At 59.0% G+C, this 20492-nt stretch carries 22 protein-coding genes; 12 read left to right on the top strand and 10 right to left on the bottom strand.

All coding sequences use genetic code 11. From position 1 onward, the window contains the following. Positions 1-2: 2 nt before the first annotated feature. Together AC1RO5_RS30045 and AC1RO5_RS30040 are read right to left on the bottom strand one after the other, a co-directional pair. Positions 3-806 carry an alpha/beta fold hydrolase gene (locus AC1RO5_RS30045; protein WP_493179335.1) on the bottom strand — a complete coding sequence of 268 codons (804 nt, stop codon included), beginning with the start codon at positions 804-806 and terminating at the stop codon, positions 3-5. A gap of 14 nt (positions 807-820) precedes the next feature. Then, complete coding sequence (locus AC1RO5_RS30040) at positions 821-1744, bottom strand: PA3225 family LysR-type transcriptional regulator (protein WP_019648027.1); 924 nt, start codon at positions 1742-1744, stop codon at positions 821-823. Positions 1745-1793: 49 nt separating this feature from the next. Between AC1RO5_RS30040 and AC1RO5_RS30035 the strand changes: the two genes are divergently transcribed. From AC1RO5_RS30035 to AC1RO5_RS30025, 3 genes are all read left to right on the top strand, one after another. After that, a complete protein-coding gene (locus tag AC1RO5_RS30035) occupies positions 1794-2123 on the top strand; it encodes a 3-phosphoglycerate kinase (RefSeq protein WP_493179334.1) in 330 nt (109 codons plus the stop codon). Positions 2124-2273: 150 nt separating this feature from the next. Further along, complete coding sequence (locus tag AC1RO5_RS30030) at positions 2274-2873, top strand: FMN-dependent NADH-azoreductase (RefSeq protein WP_493179332.1); 600 nt, start codon at positions 2274-2276, stop codon at positions 2871-2873. 259 nt (positions 2874-3132) lie between these two features. Beyond that, positions 3133-3999: a carboxylate/amino acid/amine transporter gene (locus tag AC1RO5_RS30025; protein ID WP_007934051.1), complete on the top strand. Its 867-nt coding sequence runs from the start codon at positions 3133-3135 to the stop codon at positions 3997-3999. A 6-nt stretch (positions 4000-4005) separates the two neighbouring features. Here AC1RO5_RS30025 and AC1RO5_RS30020 read toward each other — a convergent pair whose 3' ends face one another. Next, a complete protein-coding gene (locus tag AC1RO5_RS30020) occupies positions 4006-4893 on the bottom strand; it encodes a LysR family transcriptional regulator (protein ID WP_026331831.1) in 888 nt (295 codons plus the stop codon). A 157-nt stretch (positions 4894-5050) separates the two neighbouring features. On the opposite strand from AC1RO5_RS30020, the gene AC1RO5_RS30015 reads away from it, so the two are divergent. Beyond that, complete coding sequence (locus AC1RO5_RS30015; RefSeq protein ID WP_007934054.1) at positions 5051-5695, top strand: hydrolase; 645 nt, start codon at positions 5051-5053, stop codon at positions 5693-5695. A 129-nt stretch (positions 5696-5824) separates the two neighbouring features. Here the strand turns inward: AC1RO5_RS30015 and AC1RO5_RS30010 are convergent, their stop codons facing one another. Beyond that, positions 5825-7123: a mechanosensitive ion channel family protein gene (locus tag AC1RO5_RS30010; RefSeq protein ID WP_493179330.1), complete on the bottom strand. Its 1299-nt coding sequence runs from the start codon at positions 7121-7123 to the stop codon at positions 5825-5827. Between the two features lie 193 nt (positions 7124-7316). Between AC1RO5_RS30010 and AC1RO5_RS30005 the strand changes: the two genes are divergently transcribed. Together AC1RO5_RS30005 and AC1RO5_RS30000 are read left to right on the top strand one after the other, a co-directional pair. Next, positions 7317-8663 (top strand): DEAD/DEAH box helicase, encoded by a 1347-nt coding sequence (locus tag AC1RO5_RS30005; protein WP_493179329.1) that lies wholly within the window; start codon positions 7317-7319, stop codon positions 8661-8663. 601 nt (positions 8664-9264) lie between these two features. Next, positions 9265-10422, top strand: a complete 1158-nt coding sequence (locus AC1RO5_RS30000) for an MFS transporter (RefSeq protein ID WP_493179328.1) — start codon at positions 9265-9267, stop codon at positions 10420-10422. 75 nt (positions 10423-10497) lie between these two features. Here the strand turns inward: AC1RO5_RS30000 and AC1RO5_RS29995 are convergent, their stop codons facing one another. Next, positions 10498-11232, bottom strand: coding sequence for a DUF899 domain-containing protein (locus AC1RO5_RS29995; RefSeq protein ID WP_493179327.1), 735 nt, complete (start codon positions 11230-11232; stop codon positions 10498-10500). A 200-nt stretch (positions 11233-11432) separates the two neighbouring features. Here AC1RO5_RS29995 and AC1RO5_RS29990 point away from each other — a divergent pair, with 200 nt between their 5' ends. Next, positions 11433-11825 (top strand): transcriptional regulator, encoded by a 393-nt coding sequence (locus tag AC1RO5_RS29990; RefSeq protein ID WP_493179325.1) that lies wholly within the window; start codon positions 11433-11435, stop codon positions 11823-11825. Between the two features lie 32 nt (positions 11826-11857). Here the strand turns inward: AC1RO5_RS29990 and AC1RO5_RS29985 are convergent, their stop codons facing one another. The 3 genes from AC1RO5_RS29985 to AC1RO5_RS29975 all read right to left on the bottom strand — a co-directional run bounded on the left by AC1RO5_RS29985 (position 11858) and on the right by AC1RO5_RS29975 (position 13643). Beyond that, positions 11858-12727 carry a DUF6279 family lipoprotein gene (locus tag AC1RO5_RS29985; RefSeq protein WP_493179323.1) on the bottom strand — a complete coding sequence of 290 codons (870 nt, stop codon included), beginning with the start codon at positions 12725-12727 and terminating at the stop codon, positions 11858-11860. Between the two features lie 374 nt (positions 12728-13101). Beyond that, positions 13102-13290, bottom strand: a complete 189-nt coding sequence (locus AC1RO5_RS29980) for a PFL_1563 family small protein (RefSeq protein ID WP_017337097.1) — start codon at positions 13288-13290, stop codon at positions 13102-13104. A 140-nt stretch (positions 13291-13430) separates the two neighbouring features. After that, complete coding sequence (locus AC1RO5_RS29975; RefSeq protein WP_493179322.1) at positions 13431-13643, bottom strand: hypothetical protein; 213 nt, start codon at positions 13641-13643, stop codon at positions 13431-13433. Between AC1RO5_RS29975 and AC1RO5_RS29970 the strand changes: the two genes are divergently transcribed. The 3 genes from AC1RO5_RS29970 (at position 13642) to AC1RO5_RS29960 (ending at position 17440) form a co-directional block, all read left to right on the top strand. Further along, positions 13642-14478: a CvfB family protein gene (locus AC1RO5_RS29970; protein ID WP_007942143.1), complete on the top strand. Its 837-nt coding sequence runs from the start codon at positions 13642-13644 to the stop codon at positions 14476-14478. The genes AC1RO5_RS29975 and AC1RO5_RS29970 overlap by 2 nt on opposite strands. A gap of 418 nt (positions 14479-14896) precedes the next feature. Further along, a complete protein-coding gene (locus AC1RO5_RS29965; RefSeq protein ID WP_493179320.1) occupies positions 14897-16342 on the top strand; it encodes an NCS1 family nucleobase:cation symporter-1 in 1446 nt (481 codons plus the stop codon). Between the two features lie 165 nt (positions 16343-16507). Next, the gene (locus AC1RO5_RS29960) at positions 16508-17440 is read left to right on the top strand and encodes a DMT family transporter (protein ID WP_007942146.1); all 933 of its coding nucleotides are present in this window, start codon (positions 16508-16510) and stop codon (positions 17438-17440) included. Here the strand turns inward: AC1RO5_RS29960 and AC1RO5_RS29955 are convergent. Further along, positions 17376-18566 carry an MFS transporter gene (locus tag AC1RO5_RS29955; protein ID WP_493179318.1) on the bottom strand — a complete coding sequence of 397 codons (1191 nt, stop codon included), beginning with the start codon at positions 18564-18566 and terminating at the stop codon, positions 17376-17378. The two genes, AC1RO5_RS29960 and AC1RO5_RS29955, sit on opposite strands and share 65 nt — an antisense overlap. 104 nt (positions 18567-18670) lie before the next feature. On the opposite strand from AC1RO5_RS29955, the gene ptrR reads away from it, so the two are divergent. Next, positions 18671-19564, top strand: coding sequence for a putrescine utilization regulator PtrR (gene ptrR, locus AC1RO5_RS29950; RefSeq protein WP_493179316.1), 894 nt, complete (start codon positions 18671-18673; stop codon positions 19562-19564). A gap of 140 nt (positions 19565-19704) precedes the next feature. Further along, complete coding sequence (locus tag AC1RO5_RS29945) at positions 19705-19833, top strand: PA1414 family protein (RefSeq protein WP_007914492.1); 129 nt, start codon at positions 19705-19707, stop codon at positions 19831-19833. Positions 19834-20019: 186 nt separating this feature from the next. Here the strand turns inward: AC1RO5_RS29945 and AC1RO5_RS29940 are convergent, their stop codons facing one another. Next, positions 20020-20271 carry an acyl carrier protein gene (locus tag AC1RO5_RS29940; RefSeq protein ID WP_493179315.1) on the bottom strand — a complete coding sequence of 84 codons (252 nt, stop codon included), beginning with the start codon at positions 20269-20271 and terminating at the stop codon, positions 20020-20022. Positions 20272-20492 lie beyond the last annotated feature (221 nt).

Below are 20492 nucleotides of genomic sequence, written 5' to 3'. Positions count from 1 at the left end.
GGTCAGTGATCCTGAGTGGTGATGTCGACTGCGGTGAGAAACTCGAGCAGGGTTTGGTTGAAACGTTCGGGTTGATCCAGCGGGGTGGCGTGGCGCGAATCGGCGATCACCACCAGCCGCGCATCGGGCAGCAGTTTTACATAGGTTTCTTTCAGCGCGACCGGGGTGTAGTCACGGTCGGCGCTGACGACGAGGGTTGGACACGAAACCCTGGAAAGTCGTTCCTGAACCCCCCAGCCAACGATGGCATCGAAGCTGGCGAGATAAGCATGTTTGTCGTTTTTTGCCCAGCGCGCAGCTATTTTCTGTCGTAACGAAACTTGTTCGGGCTTGGGAAACAGTTTGGCGCCAAGGGCCTTGCCGATGGTGCCCATGCTCAGCACGCGCATCAGGCTCCAGCGTTTGAACCACTGCCAGTAATCGTTGCGGCTGCGCCGTTTGACCTCGGGCGCGCTATTGACGATGCACAGGCTCTTGAGCAGTTGCGGCTGGTCCACTGCCAGTTGAAAAGCGATCATGCCGCCCATCGAAAGCCCCACAAGATGTGCAGGGCCAAGGTTCAAGTGTTCGATCAGCGCGATCAGGTCGGCGCTGAACCCGGCGATGCTGTAACGCTCGCGGGGCTTGTCGGAGCGCCCGTGGCCGCGCACATCCGGCACGATCACCCGATGGTGGGCGGCGAGCGCCGGGATCTGCATTTCCCAGTCCAGGGTACTGGAGCCCAACCCGTGAACCAGCAGCAACGGGGTGCCGTGGCCATATTCCTCATAGTGCAGGTTGCAACCTTCATGTTCGAAATAGGCCATGGGTACACTCCGTGTCAGGCTTGTTCGGGCGCGGCGAAGGGCGCATCCAGCGGCGCGGTATCAAAGGTGCGCAGCAGTTCGATGAGAATCTGCGTGGCCGGGCCCAAGGGTTTGTCCTTGTTCGAATACAGATAGAAACTCGGGTTGCGACTGCCGCCTTGATCCAACGGTAGCAGCTTGAGCGTACCTTCCTTCAATTCGCGCTCGATCATGTGCCGGGGCAGCCAGGCGAAGCCCAGACCGCTGCTGACGAACGTGGCGGCGGTGGCCAGGCTGCCGACGGTCCAGCGCTGTTCCGCGCCGAGCCAGCCGACGTCACGTGGTTGCTGGCGGCCGGAGTCGCGGATCACCACTTGCATCTGAGTCTCCAGGTCCTGGAAGTTCAGTTCGCGGTTCAGACGATGCAGCGGGTGTTCGGGGTGGGCGACCGCGACGAATTCGACGTCGCTCAATTCCGCGCCAAGGTAACCGGGAATACTGAGACCGGTGATGGCCAGATCGGCCACGCCTTCAAGCAGGACCTCTTCGACACCCGACAACACTTCTTCGCGCAGACGCACCCGGCAACCGCGACTTTGCGGCATGAACGCGGTCAAGGCGCGGACGAGGCGGGCGCTCGGGTACGCGGCGTCGACCACCAGCCGCACTTCCGCTTCCCAGCCTTGTTCCATGTGGTGGGCGAGATCTTCCAGTTGGCTGGCCTGTTTCACCAGTTGCCGGGAACGGCGCAGCAGCACGCCGCCGGCTTCGGTGAGCACCGCTTTGCGGCCATCGATGCGCAACAGCGGTACGCCGAGCTGGTCCTGCATGCGCGCGACGGTGTAGCTGACCGACGATTGCGAACGGTGCAGCACTTCGGCGGCCTGGGCGAAACCGCCGTGATCGACCACGGCCTGCAACGTTCGCCATTGATCAAGGGTCACGCGGGGCGCTTTCATGTTGAGCTCCTCTTGTCCTAAGCTGGCAGTTCTTATTGGAGACTGCCGAATGAAAAAAATCTGTTGTGTGATGGCGGGTTGTGCGGTGTTGGCGATGTTGCCTCTGACTGCGTTTGCCTACCCGATCGACGTCAATAAACAGCTCAACGGTTTGAAGGTCGACTACAACGCCTACGACACGGACGCCGACATAGGCTCCATTCAGGTCAACAACTACGGCGACACCGACATCACTTGCAAAGTGGTTTTCAATAACGGCCCGGAAGCGCCACGCACCCGCAAGATCGACGTACCCGCCGGCAAACACAAAAACGCCACGGCCAAGTTCACCCGCACCATCATCAAGCTGCGTATCGACCTGACTTGCACCCCGAAATGACCTCAAGCGGAGCATGTCGGCTGGGCATGCTTCGCTTATAAACGAATTTATCGATGCTTTATAGCAGTTATTTGCGCTTTTTCATCGATATGACTCTGTTTAACCTTCACTCCATCGACCTACAGCATTCTCAGATGGAGGCTACATCCCATGTCCCGCGTTCTGATCATCGAAAGCAGCGCCCGTCAGCAAGATTCGGTTTCCCGCCAGCTGACCCAGACCTTCATCAGCCAATGGAAAGCCGCACACCCGGCCGACCAGATCACCGTCCGTGACCTGGCCGTCAACCCGGTGCCGCACCTGGACATCAACCTGCTGGGCGGCTGGATGAAACCTGCCGACCAACGCAACGAGATCGAACAGGTTTCGCTGGAGCGCTCCAACCAGCTGACCGACGAACTGCTGGCCGCCGACGTGCTGGTGATGGCAGCGCCGATGTACAACTTCGCCATCCCGAGCACCTTGAAAGCCTGGCTCGACCACGTGCTGCGTGCCGGCGTGACCTTCAAGTACACCGAAACCGGCCCGCAAGGTTTGCTCAGCGGCAAGCGCGCCTACGTGTTGACCGCTCGCGGCGGGATCTACGCCGGCAGCACCGCGGATCACCAGGAACCCTACCTGCGTCAGGTCATGGGCTTCATCGGCATCCACGACGTCACGTTCATTCACGCCGAAGGCATGAACCTGGGCGGCGACTTCCAGGAGAAAGGCTTGAACCAGGCTAATGCCAAGCTTGCTCAGGTCGCCTAAGCCGTTAATCGCCAGATAATCACTGGATGGTCTAGTGACCTGGCGCAACCTTCAAGGCTGCACGCGCATCGAACCTCCCTTTGCACTTTTTGCTCCTGAGTGCTCTAGCCCGATTGAACGCTTTAGCGAGATCGGGCTTTTTTTTGCCTGGGATTTAGTGGGCACTGATGATTCTGTGGGACCGGGCTTGTTGTTGGCTGAGCGTTCGCGATAACGGGCAAAAACCGCTATCGTCGCCGCCATTCAAAACGAGGCGAGCATGGGCTATCTACTTTTTGTCACGCTGATCCAGGCGTTTTCCTTCAGTTTGATCGGCGAATACCTGGCCGGTCATGTCGACAGCTACTTTGCGGTGCTGGTGCGGGTGTTGCTGGCGGGGCTGGTGTTCATTCCGCTGACACGCTGGCGTCAGGTCGAGCCGGCGTTCATGCGCGGGATGTTGTTGATCGGTGCGCTGCAGTTCGGCGTGACCTACGTCTGCCTGTACCTGAGCTTTCGAGTGCTGACGGTGCCGGAGGTGTTGCTGTTCACCATCCTCACGCCGCTGCACGTGACCCTGATCGAAGACGCGCTGAATCGCCGCTTCAATCCTTGGGCCTTGATCGCGGCATTGGTAGCCGTGGCAGGCGCGGCAGTGATTCGCTACGACCGGATCAATCCGGACTTCTTCATGGGCTTTCTACTGCTGCAACTGGCCAACTTCACCTACGCCGCCGGGCAGGTGCTCTACAAACATCTGGTGGCCCGCCATCCGAGTGATCTGCCGCATTACCGGCGTTTCGGCTACTTCTATCTGGGCGCACTGGCGGTGGCATTGCCGGCATTTCTGCTGTTCGGCAAACAGAACTTCCTGCCCGAAGCGCCGCTGCAATGGGGCGTTCTGCTGTTCCTCGGCCTGGTCTCGACCGCGCTGGGTTTGTACTGGTGGAACAAGGGCGCGTGCCTGGTGAATGGCGGGACGCTGGCGGTGATGAACAACCTGCATGTGCCGGTGGGGTTGCTGATCAATTTGCTGATCTGGAATCAGCATGAAGAGTTGGGGCGGTTGTTGTTGGGTGGATCGGTCATTCTGGCGGCGGTGTGGATCAGCCGGTTGGGTGTACGCCAACCCGTCATTGCACACTAAACCGGGTTAATTCGGCGCCAACTGCGCCACCAGAAACTCAATAAACGCCCGGGTCTTTTGCGGTACGCGACGCGAGGAAGGGTAAACCGCGTTGATGGTAATCGCTGGTGCCTGCCACTCGCACAGCACCGGCACCAGCCGGCCTGCCGCCAACGCGTCTTCCACAATGAAATCTGGCAGCAGGGCGATGCCCATCCCGGCTTCGGCGGCCTGAGCGAGCAAGTCGCCGTTGTTGGCGTGCAACGGGCCGGAAACGTTGACCCGTTGCGTCTCCTTGCCATTGCACAACTGCAGGCTCACGCCGCTTTGCAGATACCCGTAATTCAGGCATTGATGCGCGCGCAAGTCTTGCGGGGTCCGCGGTATGCCTGCACGCGCCAGATAGGCGGGGGAGGCCACCATGATCCGCGGTGCCGGTGCCAGTTGCCGGGCGATCATGGTCGAGTCTGGCATGCTGGCGATGCGAATCGTCACATCGAAGCCGCCACGCACTGGATCGACCTGTTGATCGCTGAGCACCAGTTGAAGCTCGATGTTCGGATGCTGCTCATGGAACAGCGGAATCAACCGTCCAAGGCGATGCAGGCCGAACGACATCGGCGCATTCACCCGCAACACCCCACGTAGCTCGCCGATGCCGTCTCGAGCGCGCTGCTCGGCCTCGTCCAGCGCGGACAACACCTCCCGCGCCGCCTCGAAATACTCGGCGCCAGCCTCGGTCAAGTGCAGGCTGCGCGTGGTGCGCTGCAGCAATTGCACGCCGATTGCTTCCTCCAACGCCTGAATCTGTTTACTCACCTTTGATCGCGGCACGTCCATCGCTCGAGCGGCAGCTGCGAAGCCGTTCTCGCCAACCGTCACGACAAAGGCGCGCATGCATTCGATCCGATCCACGATTGTCCCTTTTTTAGAATCAATTATTCTCGATTTTAGGGAATTGTCCCTTTTTTATCTAGCCCGTAAAGTTACTTCCAAGCCAGCAAGCAAACAGCTTGAGGCAAGTGACTCACCCAATACTCATTAAACAAATCGACATCAAAAGGAACGCGCCATGTCTAACCGTGAATTGCTCAACCCAACCAACTCCGCCCTGATCCTGATCGACCACCAGCCGCAAATGGCGTTCGGCGTGCAGTCGATCGACCGTCAGACCCTGAAGAACAACACCGTGGGTCTGGCGAAGGCCGCGAAGATTTTCAACGTGCCGACGATCTACACCTCAGTTGAAACCGAAAGCTTCAGCGGCTTCATCTGGCCGGAGTTGCTGGCTGTTCACCCAGAGCAGAAGCCGATCGAGCGCACCTCGATGAACTCCTGGGAAGACAAGGCGCTGGTTGACGCGGTGAAAGCCACCGGCCGCAAGAAGCTGATCATTGCCGCGCTCTGGACTGAAGTCTGCCTGACCTTCCCGGCGCTGGAAGCCCTGGCTGAAGGCTACGAGGTGTACATCGTGACCGACGCGTCTGGCGGCACCACCAAAGAAGCTCACGACATGTCGGTGCAGCGGATGATTCAGGCAGGCGCGGTGCCGGTCACCTGGCAACAAGTGCTGCTGGAATACCAGCGTGACTGGGCACACAAAGACACTTACGAGGCGGTGATGGAACTGGTGCTGGAGCACAGCGGCGCGTATGGCATGGGCGTGGATTACGCCTACACCATGGTGCACAAGGCGCCGCAGCGTCAGGTCAAATAACACCGTTACCCTTGTAGGAGCATGGCTTGCCCGCGAAGGCGGAGTATCAGTCGATAACTATGTTGACTGACACTCCGCCTTCGCGGGCAAGTCGGATCGCCGCACCGCTCGCTCCTACAGGGGCGGTGTTTACATGATGTGTTTTTCCGGCTCCGGAATGTGGCTCGCGCCTAACATGGCCGGAAGCAATCCGGCCCTTAAATCCCCGCCACTCGGCTGCTGATAAAGACTCAATCCGAACTCCGGCAGTACCGCCAGCAGATAATCGAAAATATCCCCCTGAATCCGCTCGTAATCGGCCCACACCGTGGTGCGGGTGAAGCAGTAGATTTCCAGCGGAATGCCCTGGGCGGTGGTTTGCATCTGGCGAACCATGCAGGTCATGTTCTGCTGAACCTCCGGGTGACTTTTCAGATACGCCAGCGCATAGGCGCGGAAGGTGCCGATGTTGGTCATCCGCCGGCGGTTGGCCGACATCGCTGCGACGTTGCCCTGGGCTTCGTTCCAGGCCTTGAGCTCGGCTTTCTTGCGGCTCATGTAGTCGGTCAGCAGATGCACTTGGGACAGCTTCAGCTCTTCGTCGTCGCGAATAAACCGTACGCCGCTGGCATCGATGAACAGGCTGCGCTTGATCCGGCGTCCGCCGGACTGCTGCATGCCGCGCCAGTTCTTGAACGACTCGGACATCAGGCGCCAGGTCGGAATCGACACAATCGTTTTGTCGAAATTCTGCACCTTGACCGTGTGCAAGGTGATGTCCACCACGTCACCGTCGGCACCGACTTGCGGCATCTCGATCCAGTCGCCGACCCGCAGCATGTCGTTGCTGGTCAGTTGCACGCTGGCGACGAACGACAGCAGGGTGTCTTTGTAGACCAACAGAATCACCGCCGACATGGCGCCCAGACCCGACAGCAGCAACAGCGGCGAACGGTCGATCAACGTGGCGACGATGATGATCGCGCCAAACACGAACAACACCATTTTTGCCAGTTGCACGTAGCCCTTGATCGAGCGGGTGCGGGCGTGTTCGGTGCGGGCGTAGATGTCCAGCAGGGCATTGAGCAACGCGCTGATGGCCAGCACCAGAAACAGAATGGTGAACGCCAGCGCCGCGTTGCCGAGGAAGTTCAGGCTGGTCTTGCCCAACTCCGGCACCAGGTGCAGGCCGAACTGGATCACCAGCGATGGCGTCATTTGTGCCAGGCGATGAAACACTTTGTTGTGGCGAAAATCGTTGACCCAGTGCAACGCCGGCTGGCGACCGAGCATTTTGGTCGCGTGGAGAATGAGATAACGCGCCACTCGTCCGAGCACCAGCGCCACTACCAGCAGCAACATCAGCGCGAGCGTGGAATGCAGGAGCGGGTGCTGATCGAGGGCACCCCAGAGGTCTTGGGCGTTGAGCCAGAGCTGTTTGATATCCATGGGTGAAAACGCTTCTTCTGTAGGGCGCGACGGGGCGATTAGAGCATTTAAGAGGTTGCGGATGACGTTTTGAGACAAACCAGGCAACAAAAAAGCCACTGTTTGCAGCCGTTTGTATAAAGAGACTCGGCCTTCGCGCTCGAAACCGTTACCCTATGCAGCTGTTTTTTTGTATTTCTTCGAGGTAGCACCCGTGTTTTCCCAATTCGCCCTGCACGAACGCCTGCTCAAAGCCGTGGCCGAGCTTAAATTTGTCGAGCCAACGCCTGTGCAAGCAGCGGCTATTCCGCTGGCGCTCCAAGGGCGTGACCTGCGGGTGACAGCGCAAACCGGCAGCGGCAAAACCGCAGCCTTCGTTTTGCCGATCCTCAACCGCTTGATCGGCCCGGCCAAAGTCCGCGTCAGCATCAAGACCCTGATCCTGCTGCCGACCCGCGAGCTGGCCCAGCAGACCATCAAGGAAGTCGAACGCTTCGCGCAGTTCACCTTCATCAAGTCCGGCCTGATCACCGGCGGTGAAGACTTCAAGGTCCAGGCCGCCATGCTGCGCAAGGTGCCGGACATCCTGATCGGTACGCCGGGCCGGATGATCGAGCAACTGAACGCCGGTAACCTCGACCTCAAGGAAGTCGAAGTGCTGGTGCTCGACGAAGCCGACCGCATGCTCGACATGGGCTTTGCCGAAGACGTGCAGCGTCTGGTGGACGAGTGCACCAACCGCCAGCAGACCATGCTGTTCTCCGCCACCACCGGCGGTTCGGGCTTGCGCGAGATGATCGCCAAGGTCCTGAACAACCCTGAGCACTTGCAGCTCAACGCGGTCAGCCAGCTGAACGACACCACCCGTCAGCAAATCATCACCGCTGACCACAACCAGCACAAAGAACAGATCGTGAACTGGCTGCTGGCCAACGAGATCTACCAGAAGGCCATCGTCTTCACCAACACCCGGGCCATGGCCGACCGTATCTACGGCCGCCTGGTGGCGCAGGAATACAAAGCGTTCGTCCTGCACGGCGAGAAAGACCAGAAAGACCGCAAACTGGCCATCGACCGCCTGAAGCAGGGCGGGGTGAAAATCCTCGTGGCCACCGACGTCGCCGCCCGTGGCCTGGACGTGGAAGGCCTGGACCTGGTGATCAACTTCGACATGCCGCGCAGCGGCGACGAATACGTTCACCGCATCGGTCGCACCGGCCGCGCCGGCAACGATGGCCTGGCCATCTCGCTGATCTGCCACGGCGACTGGAACCTGATGTCGAGCATCGAGCGCTACCTCAAGCAGAGCTTCGAGCGCCGTACCATCAAGGAAGTCAAAGGCACCTACGGCGGACCGAAAAAGGTCAAGGCCTCGGGCAAAGCCGTTGGCGTGAAGAAGAAAAAGGTCGACGCCAAGGGCGACAAGAAGAAAACCGGCGCCAAGGCTCCGACCAAGCGCAAGATCGCCAACCGCCCGAAGACCGACGCCCTGTCGCTGGTCAGCAAGGACGGCATGGCGCCTTTGAAACGCCGCAAGCCGGAAGCGCCGGCGGCTGAATAAAGCGTCGTAGCGATTCAATAAAAACCCGGACAGTGTCCGGGTTTTTTTACGTCAAAAGATCGCAGGCTGCTCCCACAGGGGATTTTATGAGGATTGATTTCTGATAAACGGCTGACGTAGGCTGCTTCCGTTGTTCGTGTCAGTTGTTCCTCAAGGTTGAGTGAATGACGACACATCAGTACCAGATCAGGACGCTTCAATTTTACAAGGGTGGTGGGCAATAGGACCGTGTTGTTGCCTGCCTGTAATCGAACACTGCGAGTGCGTTGGTAAAAGCGTTTGCGAATATCTGGTTATTGAGACCTCCATGTCTCCCATCGTATTGAGCCCACATCGATTCACTGTGCGTGTCCGCCAGGACGTCGCCCTTTTCGACAGCCATGTTGCGAACAGTCGTCGTCGCAGCATTTTATTTGCCTTTACCTTTTCTCCCCCTTCCCCAAAACGCTAAGTCGTTATTGAACCTATTGCCTTTCTGATAGCTGGCCGGGTGCTTTGCCCTGCCTGTGAGCGATTGCCTGAGCCTTTTTAACAGAACGTTCTCTTGGGTGGGGCGGGTCTATTGATGGATCAAACAGGCAGTGAGCCTGAGGTGTGATCAATGAATAATTTATTGTTGGCGGCGCTGATACTCGGGGTTTCCATTGTCGGGTTGAGTATCGGTTCGACCGTGCCAGTAGTCGCGTTGCGCCTGTACCAGGCGGGTGCTACGAATGTGCAGATCGGCGTGATGTCTGCACTACCGGCGGCCGGCATGATGCTGTCGGCCTTTCTGGTGGACTGGATCTGCCAGCGGTTGAGTCGCCGACATATTTACTTGGGTTGTTTCACACTGTCGGCCCTGACTATTGCCGCCGTCGAGGTCTTCGCCTCGACGTTGTACGGCCTGGCAGTGGCCAGGTTGGTGATGGGGCTGGCCGCAGGAATCATCATTATTCTGGGGGAGTCCTGGGTGAATGAAATCGCCGAGGACTCCCACAGGGGGCGGGTTGTTGCGATCTACACCACCTGCTTTACCATTTTCCAGCTGCTCGGGCCGGGGATGGTGGCCCTGTTCGGCACCGCTGGGCCACAGGTGATCGGTGTGGTGATTGCCGGGCATATTTTGGCGCTAGGGATGATCTGGTTCACCTTGCCCAAACAGATGAGCGATCACGGACACTCGGAAAACAAGACGTTCTCGGTGCTGGGCTTTATTCAAGTGGCTCCGGCGCTGTGCATGGGTATCATCTTCTTCTCGTTCTTTGATAGCGTGATTCTGTCGATGTTTCCGGTTTTCGCCGCCGATCACGGCTATGCCATCAAATTCGCTGCGCTCATGGTGACAGTCATCCTGCTCGGTGACGCAGCGTTCCAGTTTCCGTTGGGCTGGCTCTCGGACAAAGTCGCCAGGCCGACAATCTACCTGGGGTGCGGTGTGCTTGCTCTGGCAATCGGTGTGTGCCTGCCGTGGCTGATGAACTATCCCTTCTTGCTCTGGCCAAGCCTGGTGGTGCTCGGGGCTGTTGCCGGCGGGGTCTACACCTTGGCAATCATTCTGATCGGCGAAGGGTTCAAGGGCCCTGACCTGGTCACGGCAAATGCCAGCGCCGGGTTTTTATGGGGGGTAGGCAGTTTGCTCGGGCCGCTGGTCAGCGGCGCGGCGATGACAACCAGCGCCCACGGCCTGCCGTTGGCGCTGTCTGCTGCGGCTGCGCTGTTTGTATTGTTTGCGTTGCCGCTGTTCAGGAGGACAGTCGGGGTAAAGGTACTGGATTGAACGGCGGAGTCCCCCCTTCAAGTCTAAACATATCAGCGGGCTTGCCCGTGAGGGCCACGACTCGGGCCCCGAGCGTTATCCCCCATGGCAGCAGCTCGCTGAGGCTTGGTCTTCATACCGATCGTGATGCCTCACCCATTCCATGATTTCCTCTTCATTGCGCCCCTTCGGCGTGAGGTCGAGGTAGTTGTAGGTGCCGACCAGCAAATCCAGGCCTCGGGCATACGTTGAATAGGTGTGGAAAATCTCCCCCGCTTCGTTGCGATAAAACACGCTGAGCCCTGGGAGTTCTTCCTCTGCGCCGTCGGTTTTTTCGTAGTTGTAGGTAGCTTTTCCTGCGACAACGTCATCGGCCCGGGCGCAGACGCCGAAGTCGTAGTTGAAGTCGCAGCCTTCAGATGAGACCCAGTCGAATTTCCAGCCCATGCGCTGTTTGAACGGTTGGAATTCGGCGAGCGGTGCGTGGGAAACCGCGACCACGGCGACGTCGTGGTGGGCCAGGTGTTGGTTGGCGCCGTCGATGTGGTCGGAGAGGAACGAGCAGCCGGGGCAGCCTTCGTCCCAGCCGGTGGCGAACATGAAGTGGTAGACGATCAACTGGCTGCGGCCGCCGAACAGGTCGGCCAGCTTCAATTCGCCGTTCGGGCCCTGGAAGTGATAATCCTTGTCAATCTTCACCCAAGGCAGGGCGCGGCGTTCGGCGCTGAGTTTGTCTCGTTCTTTGGTGAAGGCTTTTTCGTGGGCCAAGTGTTGTTTGCGGGCGGCGAGCCATTCTTCCCGGGACACGACCGGATGATTCTGTATGTTCATGCTGATTTCTCCTGCTTGCTGTGGCGAAAGTCGATCCGCGCAGAGGGGTAAACCGTCTTACACAGCCTAGTCGTTTGGCCTGCGCTCAAATCGACAGGCCGCCGGTCGGTAAGGCGAAATACCTCGCCTGAACGGCTGCCCTCCCTGTCGGTCACAACCTATGAAGGCCATTTCACTCTCGGGCTTGGAGGTTGAACAGGATGACGACTTATAACTGGGATTTGATGGAGCGCTTGCTGCATGAAGCGCAGAACAGTGCCGGCCACAGTTTCACTCCACGGCCCTACGCCGAGCAGTATGCGGCGGAGAAAGCCGCTGCGGGTGAGGCGATCGAGAACCTGGATCACCTGAAAACGGTCGCTGGTGAGTACGAAAAGTTACTGTTGCTACGGGGTTATATCGAGCCTCGCCCGGAGGACCAGGGCGGCAATGGCGCGAACTACATCTTGACGCTTCGGGGCTCGGGTTTGTTGAGCTTGATTGATAGCAGCATTCCGGGGAATGAGCATCCGCGGCAGGTGCTGGATGAGCAGGACGATGCGCTGGATGAATTGACGTTTGATGAGGTGGCGTCGAAGGCGCAGATTGCCTGACGATCACCCCATAACCCATTGTGGGATCGCGCTTAATTTAGTTTGGCCGCTTTCAGGCATTTCAAATCAGTGAAATCCTTGCGCATCCCCGCAATCTTCTGCAGCAACCGTTCACGCTGAGCCGGCGTGCTCTCGGCCATCAAGTCCACCAGCAACGCCCGAGTCTGGGCTTCGGTGTGGGCGTAGGCCTCACGGTAAGCGGGGGTCCATAAACTCTCGCGATTCACCAGAAGCGTCTCGATTTGCTGTGGGAATTGCGGACTCTGACGTTGCGCAACCGCCGCGCTGAATTGCTGTTGCCAATGGACGCGGTTGGCAATCCATTCCTTGTTCTGATCCCCAAAGGCATTCGACCAGGCCATCACCCGTTGTTGTTGGGTTGTGCTGAGCGGCCCGAGCCAGGCATTCAGGCGTTTTTCCATGCGCTTGCTTCGTTCTTTGATCTGTTGCTCGAGAGGCGGCTTGAGGTAGTCCTCCTGGCGCTTGCGCTGATCTTTGGCGAAAGCGTCGTTCATTTCCGCGACTTGCTTGTCATCCAGCCCCTGCAACAGCTCGATGGCCGATGGGGTGATTTCCCGGGCTGTTTCGGCGATGGCTTGTTTGGCTTCCTGGGTGCGGGCTTGCAGCGCGGCGTCGGTGACCTGGTTGGTCTCGATCATGGTCTGTAACCGATCCAGCCAGTCGAGGTAACCGGGTAGTTGCGTGGTGCAGTGCCAGCGTAGATGCTCCTTGAGCCGCTCGTTCAACCAGTCTTTTTGCTGGTGGTTCATGTCCAGGTAGTCGCTGAGCGTCCAGGGAATGATCACGTCGAGGTTGCGGTAAGCCAGGCCCACGCGGGTGCATGCGGCGACGGTGAGGCTGAGCGTGAGGATGACGGTGATCTGTTTCAACCAGTGCGACATGGCGAATCCTTGCGAAGACCTGGCTTCTTATTGGGTTCTCTTATGTGATCGCGGGACGAGCCCGGCAGTTCAGCCGATTAGCCCAATTCGCACTGGAAGACTTGCGCATCGGCGTCCGAATACCACAACAGGCTGGCGAGCAGGAAAAGAGAGGGCTTGAGCATGCGTCACTCCATGAGCTGCGAGGAGCAGGTGGTGAAAACCTGCTGAAACGCTTGATCCAGACACGTGCAAGCATACCGACGAATGTTCGGCATCGAGGGCCGTTCGTCGATTGTTGAACTATTGATTTGTTTTATGGGGTGTTGCTGGAGGGTTCCAGTCCAAGCGCTTCGAAGCTCAAAGCGCTTAGGGACCAGTTAAAGCGGGGGAAATTACTTTTTGCCCAGGGTGATCTGCTTGGACGGGCCGAACGTCTGGCCGCTGACGCCTTTGGCAATTTGCTGGATCTCACCACCGGACTTGAGGAACGCAGCGATCTGATTGTTGATCGATTCGCTGGTTTCAACGGCTGGAGCTGGCTTTGCTTTGCTGTTGGATGCTTTTACACGCATGGCGGCCATTAACCTGTAGAAATTAACTTGGCCAGGCATCGTACAGGAAATACTTGACAATTGCTTGGTAAATATCCTCCCGAAATACATGGGGCAGGAGCGCGAATGATCGCAAGTTATTATTTCGAATATTCCCCTAAGCTGCTGTTTTAACTAAAAACCTTACTCGAGAAATAGCGTTTTCCGGATGGGCTGACCAAGGCGCGGATCACCCGAACGGCCTGACGAGTGGCCAGGCGTACGCGGTAAACCCCAGGAAAATTAAGGCCTGGCGCGGATTTTCTCGCGCCACCGGGCTGGCCGCCGAACGCCGCCCGCAAAACCGGGTAGAATGCCGCCCACGCAATGAGGGTATTGGACATGGCTTTAGTCGGGCGCTACAACAGTTTGCAAGTGGTTAAACATACTAACTTCGGTTTATATCTGGACGGTGGCGCAGACGGCGAAATCCTTCTGCCTAATCGTTATATCCCCAAAGATATTCCCAGCGAAGATGAAGATTGGCTCAACGTTTTTATTTATCTGGACAGTGACGACAAACTTATCGCCACCACCGAAAAACCGAAAGTTCAGGTCGGTGAATTCGCCAGTTTGAAAGTCGTTGAAGTCAACAGCATCGGCGTGTTCCTGGATTGGGGCTTGCCGAAGGATCTGTTGCTGCCGTATTCCGAAGAAAAGCGCCAGATGACCGCCGGCGAGTATGTCGTGGTGCACGTCTACCTCGACAAACACACCCGGCGCATCACCGCGACGGCGCGTCTGGACCGTTACCTGGACAAGACGCCGGCCAACTACACCCCGGGCCAGGAAGTTGATTTGCTGGTAGCCGAAGCGACCGATATGGGCTTCAAGGCAATCATCAACAACAAGCACTGGGGCCTGATCCACAAGAACGAAATCTTCAAGTTCATGCGCGCCGGTAAAGAAGAGAAGGGCTTTATCAAAGAAGTCCGTGCCGACGGCAAGATCAGCCTGAGCCTGCAACCGGTGGGCGAAGCCGCCGCCACCAGTCTGAACTCGAAGATTCTCGCCAAGTTGCGCGACAACAACGGCACCCTGCCAGTCAGCGACAAGAGCGACCCGACGCTGATCAGCAGTATGTTCGGCGTCAGCAAGGGCAACTTCAAAAAGGCCATCGGTGCCTTGTACAAGAACGGCCAGATCGTCATTCACGCTGATCGTATCGAACTCAGCTGACCTTACGCCGGCCCCTGTAGGAGCTGCCGTAGGCTGCGATCTCTTTTAAAGTCAAAAGATCGTAGCCTGCGGCAGCTCCTACGGTAGGGGGCGGGCGCAAAATCCCGGGTTCACCACGAATCTCATGTGCGAGCGAGCCTGCTCGCGATCGACTGCGTAGCAGTCACCCATTTCTTTGTATACATAACGCCCTGCACCGTTTGCAGGCGCGGACGCCCTGTTCATGGGCATTATCACCCCCTCTATGTCTTGAAGGCCGTGCTCTGAACAGGGCTTAGAGCGGGATTTGTCACACCTTTAGATCGTATGGCACGCATTCTGCGTAGCAACTCGTATACAAACCATGCCAGCTCCCGTACGCAGTGTGCTCGCCACATCAATCTCGGGGGCCGCGCCTGTACTTTCGAGGAGCCCCGCGATGACCGAACAATTGCCCAACGGCTACAGCCCACGCCTGTATAACCAGGACCTGGGGCCGCTGCCGCAGAAATGGAATTGGTACAACATCTTCGCCTTCTGGATGAGCGACGTGCACAGCGTCGGCGGCTATGTGTTCGCCGCCAGCCTGTTTGCGCTTGGGCTGGCCAGTTGGCAGGTGTTGATTGCCTTGCTTGGCGGGATTTGTATCGTGCAGTTGATCGCCAACCTGGTGGCCAAGCCGAGTCAGCAAGCCGCGGTGCCTTACCCGGTGATCTGCCGACTGGCGTTCGGGGTGTTCGGGGCGAATATTCCTGCGGTCATCCGCGGCCTGATTGCGGTGGCCTGGTATGGGATTCAGACATACCTGGCGTCCAGTGCTTTGATCATCGTCGTGCTACGGTTTTTCCCTGCGATGGCGACCTACGCCGAACCGCACTTTGCCGGTTTGTCCTACCTCGGCTGGTTCGGTTTCCTCAGCCTGTGGTTCGTCCAGGCACTGGTGTTCTGGACCGGCATGGAGTCGATCCGCCGTTTCATCGACTGGGCCGGCCCCGTGGTGTACGGCGTGATGTTCCTGCTCGCCGGCTGGATCGTTTGGCAGGCCGGCTGGAGCAATATCAGCTTCACCCTGGCGGAGAAATCCCTGTCTGGCTGGGAAGCCTTCGGCCAGGTGATCGTGGCAACGGCATTGGTGGTGTCGTATTTTTCCGGTCCGACCCTGAACTTCGGTGATTTCAGTCGCTACTGCCGCAGCATGAATGACGTGCGTCGCGGCAATTTCTGGGGGCTGCCGGTAAACTTTCTGGCGTTCTCGCTGGTGACCGTGGTGATCGTTTCCGGCACCTTGCCGGTGTTCGGTGAAATGCTTCACGACCCGATCGCTACTGTGGCGCGCATCGACAACAGCGTGGCGGTACTGCTCGGCGCCTTTGCCTTCGTCACCGCGACCATCGGCATCAACATCGTCGCCAACTTCGTATCCCCGGCGTTCGACTTCGCCAACGTCGCCCCGAGCAAAATCAGTTGGCGTGCCGGCGGCATGATCGCCGCCGTGGCTTCGATCTTCATCACCCCGTGGAACCTGTTCAACAACCCCGAAGTGATTCACTACACCCTCGACGTACTGGCGGCGTTCATCGGCCCGCTGTTCGGGATTCTGCTGGTGGATTACTACCTGATCAAAAAGCAACAGATCGACGTCGATGCGCTGTTCAATGACGGCCCGAGCGGGCGTTATTACTACAGCGGCGGGATCAACTGGACGGCGGTCAAGGCGTTGATTCCAGCCACCCTGATGGGCGTTGCGATCAATTTCATCCCGGTGTTGCAGCCGATGGCCAACTTCGCCTGGTTCACCGGCTGCTTCCTCGGCGGCGTCCTGTACTTCGCACTGGCCAGGCGCGAGCAGGCACAACAATCGGCGGCGCTGGCTATGGCGGGATGACGCAAGCGGCGATTTAAAGGTCTTTTGCAGGCACCTTTTTCTGTCCATCTGGTTAATAATCGACAGCATAATTTTTCGCCCCGGCTCCCTCTGTTCAGCATGAAGGCCGGGGCTTTGCTTTTACTGTCGAGTCACTGCCATGGATTGTGTTGTCGAGGTGTTCCGGTGAGCGCCACCCGGCGTAGCGCCGATGGGTTTGCCCTGCAAGTGATGGTCGGGCTGTGCCTGATCTGGGGTGTGCAACAGGTGATGATCAAATGGGCGGCGCCCGACATCGCGCCGGTCATGCAGGCGGCGGGGCGGTCGGGTATTTCCGCGTTGCTTGTAGGATTATTGATCTGCTGGAAGGGTGGTTGGGATCAGGTCGGCGCCACCTGGCGCGGCGGTTTGCTGGCTGGCGCGCTGTTTGGTCTGGAGTTCTTCTTCATTGCCGAAGGCTTGCAACTGACCACGGCGGCGCACATGTCGGTGTTTCTCTACACAGCGCCGATCTTTACCGCGTTGGGCGTGCATTGGCTGCTGCCGAGTGAGCGTTTAAGACCGGTGCAGTGGCTGGGGATTTTTCTCGCCTTCGTTGGCATTGCCATTGCGTTTGCCGGTGGCGTGTCCTGGGACAACCTCGATCACCGCATGTTGATGGGCGATGCCTTGGGTGTACTGGCCGGCGCGTCGTGGGGCGCGACCACCGTGGTGGTGCGTGCCTCGCGTCTGTCGGAAGCGCCAGTGACCCTGACGCTGTTTTATCAACTGATCGTCGGCTTCGTCGGCCTGCTGCTGATCGCGATCCTCAGCGGTCAGGTCACCCATGTCAGCCTGACCACGGTGGCGGTGGCCAGCGTGCTGTTTCAGGGATTGGTGGTGTCGTTCTTCAGTTACCTGACGTGGTTCTGGCTGCTGCGCCGTTATCTGGCGGCGAACCTCGCGGTGTTTTCGTTCATGACGCCGTTGTTCGGTGTCACGTTCGGCGTGGTGCTGCTGGGTGAAGAGCTGAGCCTGAACTTTGTGATCGGCGCGGTGCTGGTTCTGCTCGGGATCACTTTTGTGAGCGCAGAGCAGTGGGTGCGACGTCGTTTGCGCAAAGCACTTGGGCAACCCTGATCGGGCGCAGCAGCAAGCCTGCGGCAATGATAAAACCGCCGCTGGCGATCACCAGCGCGGGTTGCAAGCCACCGCTGAAATGGCTGCTCAACGCGGCCAGCAACGGCCCGCTGAGCTGACCCACGGCGAAGCACGCGGTCAGCAGCCCGGCATTGCGCTGGGTGGCGTGGGGTGCCAGTTCCCGGGAGCGCTGCATCACCAGTTGCATGCAGGCCAGGAACGGCCCGCCACACAGGATCACCCCCAGCGCCAGGCCGGCACCGCTGCCCAACAGGCAAGCAAACACCCCGGCGGCCTGTAGCCATAGCGTCGCCATCAGCCAATGACGAGTTGCGTTCGGGTTGTGCCGACGCAGGCTCACCAACACGACCCCGGTTGCCGCCGCCAGACCAAAGCACGGCCAGAACAGATCGGCTTGCCATTGCCCATGGAACTGCGCGCTGGCCATTTGTGAGAGGAAAGTGGCCGGGATGATGTAGCCCAAACCGTACAACCCATAGATCACCGGTAAACGTCCGACGCCTTGGGTGCCCGACGTGGCGACAGGCGATGTCATCGTTGAAGTGGCGGCCGGCTGCGGCAGGAACGGCAGAATCCCCAGCAGCATCACCAGCCCGACACCGGCATACACCAACCACAAGGTCGCGGACGTTTGCCCCAGCAGGTTCGAGCCCAAGGCCAACAACCCTGTCAGAAAAATCCCCAGACCCGGCCCGGCAAACACCAGGGCGCCGAGTCGCGGACGACCGGCCGCCGCTGCCAGCGGTTGGCTCAAGGCGGTAATCATCACCAACACCCAGGCGCTGGCGACGCCCGTGCCGAAACGCAGTGCCAGATGCGCCCAGAACCCGTTGGTCCAGAACGAGTCCAGGGTCAGCAATACACACAACCACAAACCGCCGAGCAGGCGCCTGCGAACCTGATCGGGGCGACGGGCGAACATCGCGTCCACCGCGCCGACGAAGTAACCAAGGTAGTTGGCGGCGGCAATCAGACCAGCGGCAGTCAGGTCGATCTGACCCTCGCTGAGCAAGTGCGGCAGTTGTGGGGTGAGGGCGAAGCGCCCGATGCCCATGGCCATCATCAGGGCGACAAAACTGGCGGTTAAGCGAATCAGAGGGGACATGGTCTGAGTTCCGTTTCGAGGATCAATGACCGTCAGGCTAGGACTGATTGACTTTCTTTAAAAATGAATAATAGTGAAAAGCTTGTTCTGATTTGGAGAATGGCGTGGAATTCAGCCAATTGCGGATTTTCCAGGCGGTGGCGGAAGAGGGCTCCATCACCCGTGCGGCTGAACGCCTGCATCGCGTGCCCTCCAACCTGTCGACCCGGCTTAAACAGCTCGAAGAGCAACTCGGTGTCGAATTGTTCGTGCGCGAGCGTCAGCGTTTGCAGTTGTCGCCTGCGGGAAAAGTCCTGCTGGACTACACCGCCAAGCTGTTCGCCTTGCACGACGAAGCTCACGCGGCGGTGCAGGGCGGGCAACCGGCCGGGGATTTTGTACTGGGCACTATGTACAGCACCGCCGCGATTCACTTGCCTGAGCTGTTGGCGCTTTATCACCGGCGCTACCCGGCGGTGAATCTGCAAGTGCAGTCGGGGCCCAGCGGCGAATTGCTCGAAGGGCTGCTCACCGGGCGCCTCGATGCGGCACTGGTGGACGGTCCGCTGGAACTGGCCGGGCTCGATGGCGTGCCGTTGTGCGACGAACGGTTGGTGTTGATCAGCGAGGCCGATCATCCGCCGGTGCGCAGTGCGCTGGATGTCGAAGGGCGTTCGGTGTTTACGTTTCGCCAGGGCTGTTCCTACCGAATGCGCCTGGAAGCCTGGTTCGCCCATGATCACGCGGCGATGGGCCGGGCCATGGAGATCGAGTCTTATCCTGGAATGCTGGCCTGCGTGATTGCCGGCTCCGGCGTGGCGCTGATGTCGGAGTCAATGCTCGCCAGCCTGCCGGGGCGCGAAAGCGTGGCGGTGCACCCGCTGGCCGAGCCGTTCGCCAGCGCGACCACCTGGCTGATGTGGCGCAAAGGCATGGTTGGGGCCAATCTGAATGCGTGGATCGAGCAGCAGCAGGCGGTGTATCCGTCGGCAGCGATTCAGGCCCAGGCAGTTTCTTGAACCAACGTCCAAGGATTTGGATCAATTCAGTAACAGATCATTGCGATCTTGAGCGAGCATTGCGTAGGACTTCGGACTATTATCAGTGCGAAGGGGCTACAGAACTTCGGCCGCTCGGCACGACCCTGAAGGGGGGCATCATGAAAGAGAAAATCCAAAACTGGCTGCATGACCTGGGTGTCGCACTCGGTTTGATTGAACCGCCTCTGCAACCGGTGCCAATTCGCACTGACGACGAACAACGTCGACGTCAGCAGCGCCGCCGGTAAGTCTGGCAAATCACCTGTGGCGAGGGAGCTTGCTCCCGCTGGGGCGCGCAACGGCCCCATTCATCGCCACTCAGGTGGGTCAGGTTGAGCGCGAGTGCAGCTTGCGATTGCTGCGCAATCGAGCGGGAGCAAGCGCCCTCGCCACAGAGGTTCATTCGGCCCATCGGATGTATTTAGCAATCCGTTTCAATACCGCCCAATCTCAATCAAGAACCGGATCAAGTCATTCGCCGTCTTGGCAGTCTTGAACATCCGGTCTTCTTCGGCGGTGAACGCCGTCAACCCCAGCTGATCCTCCAGATGGAAGATCAACTCTTCAATATCCTCTTTATCCAACCCCAATTGCACCAGGCTGGTGTTGTCGTCGAAGTCATCCTGATTTTCCAGCAGGCGGCGGATGCGATGATGCACGGCGGCACGAACGGCGGCTCTTGTCATGAGGTCCTTCTTCGAGAACGTTATGAGGTCCCTGACGCTGAGTACAGCAGGCTTCAGGCGTGTCGGCGCTGCCACTCGTCAATCACCTCGAACCACTGATCACGGCTGACGATCTTCATAAACAGTTTCCTTCAGGCGAAAAAAACGGGTGTGGGGGGGGGGGGGGGGGGGGGGGGGGGGGGGGGGGGGGGGGGGGGGGGGGGGGGGGGGGGGGGGGGGGG

The organism is Pseudomonas sp. GW822-FHT02G04, assembly GCF_058802085.1.
This window is presented reverse-complemented; position numbering and strand designations above follow the sequence as displayed.

Excerpts from the sequence above, each read along its gene's own strand:
- AC1RO5_RS30045 (WP_493179335.1), bottom strand. The coding sequence starts at position 806 with ATGGCCTATTTCGAACATGAAGGTTGCAACCTGCACTATGAGGAATAT.
- AC1RO5_RS30040 (WP_019648027.1), bottom strand. The coding sequence starts at position 1,744 with ATGAAAGCGCCCCGCGTGACCCTTGATCAATGGCGAACGTTGCAGGCC.
- AC1RO5_RS30035 (WP_493179334.1), top strand. The coding sequence starts at position 1,794 with ATGAAAAAAATCTGTTGTGTGATGGCGGGTTGTGCGGTGTTGGCGATG.
- AC1RO5_RS30030 (WP_493179332.1), top strand. The coding sequence starts at position 2,274 with ATGTCCCGCGTTCTGATCATCGAAAGCAGCGCCCGTCAGCAAGATTCG.
- AC1RO5_RS30025 (WP_007934051.1), top strand. The coding sequence starts at position 3,133 with ATGGGCTATCTACTTTTTGTCACGCTGATCCAGGCGTTTTCCTTCAGT.
- AC1RO5_RS30015 (WP_007934054.1), top strand. The coding sequence starts at position 5,051 with ATGTCTAACCGTGAATTGCTCAACCCAACCAACTCCGCCCTGATCCTG.
- AC1RO5_RS30010 (WP_493179330.1), bottom strand. The coding sequence starts at position 7,123 with ATGGATATCAAACAGCTCTGGCTCAACGCCCAAGACCTCTGGGGTGCC.
- AC1RO5_RS30000 (WP_493179328.1), top strand. The coding sequence starts at position 9,265 with ATGAATAATTTATTGTTGGCGGCGCTGATACTCGGGGTTTCCATTGTC.
- AC1RO5_RS29995 (WP_493179327.1), bottom strand. The coding sequence starts at position 11,232 with ATGAACATACAGAATCATCCGGTCGTGTCCCGGGAAGAATGGCTCGCC.
- AC1RO5_RS29990 (WP_493179325.1), top strand. The coding sequence starts at position 11,433 with ATGACGACTTATAACTGGGATTTGATGGAGCGCTTGCTGCATGAAGCG.
- AC1RO5_RS29985 (WP_493179323.1), bottom strand. The coding sequence starts at position 12,727 with ATGTCGCACTGGTTGAAACAGATCACCGTCATCCTCACGCTCAGCCTC.
- AC1RO5_RS29980 (WP_017337097.1), bottom strand. The coding sequence starts at position 13,290 with ATGGCCGCCATGCGTGTAAAAGCATCCAACAGCAAAGCAAAGCCAGCT.
- AC1RO5_RS29970 (WP_007942143.1), top strand. The coding sequence starts at position 13,642 with ATGGCTTTAGTCGGGCGCTACAACAGTTTGCAAGTGGTTAAACATACT.
- AC1RO5_RS29975 (WP_493179322.1), bottom strand. The coding sequence starts at position 13,643 with ATGTCCAATACCCTCATTGCGTGGGCGGCATTCTACCCGGTTTTGCGG.
- AC1RO5_RS29965 (WP_493179320.1), top strand. The coding sequence starts at position 14,897 with ATGACCGAACAATTGCCCAACGGCTACAGCCCACGCCTGTATAACCAG.
- AC1RO5_RS29955 (WP_493179318.1), bottom strand. The coding sequence starts at position 18,566 with ATGTCCCCTCTGATTCGCTTAACCGCCAGTTTTGTCGCCCTGATGATG.
- AC1RO5_RS29945 (WP_007914492.1), top strand. The coding sequence starts at position 19,705 with ATGAAAGAGAAAATCCAAAACTGGCTGCATGACCTGGGTGTCGCACTC.
- AC1RO5_RS29940 (WP_493179315.1), bottom strand. The coding sequence starts at position 20,271 with ATGACAAGAGCCGCCGTTCGTGCCGCCGTGCATCATCGCATCCGCCGC.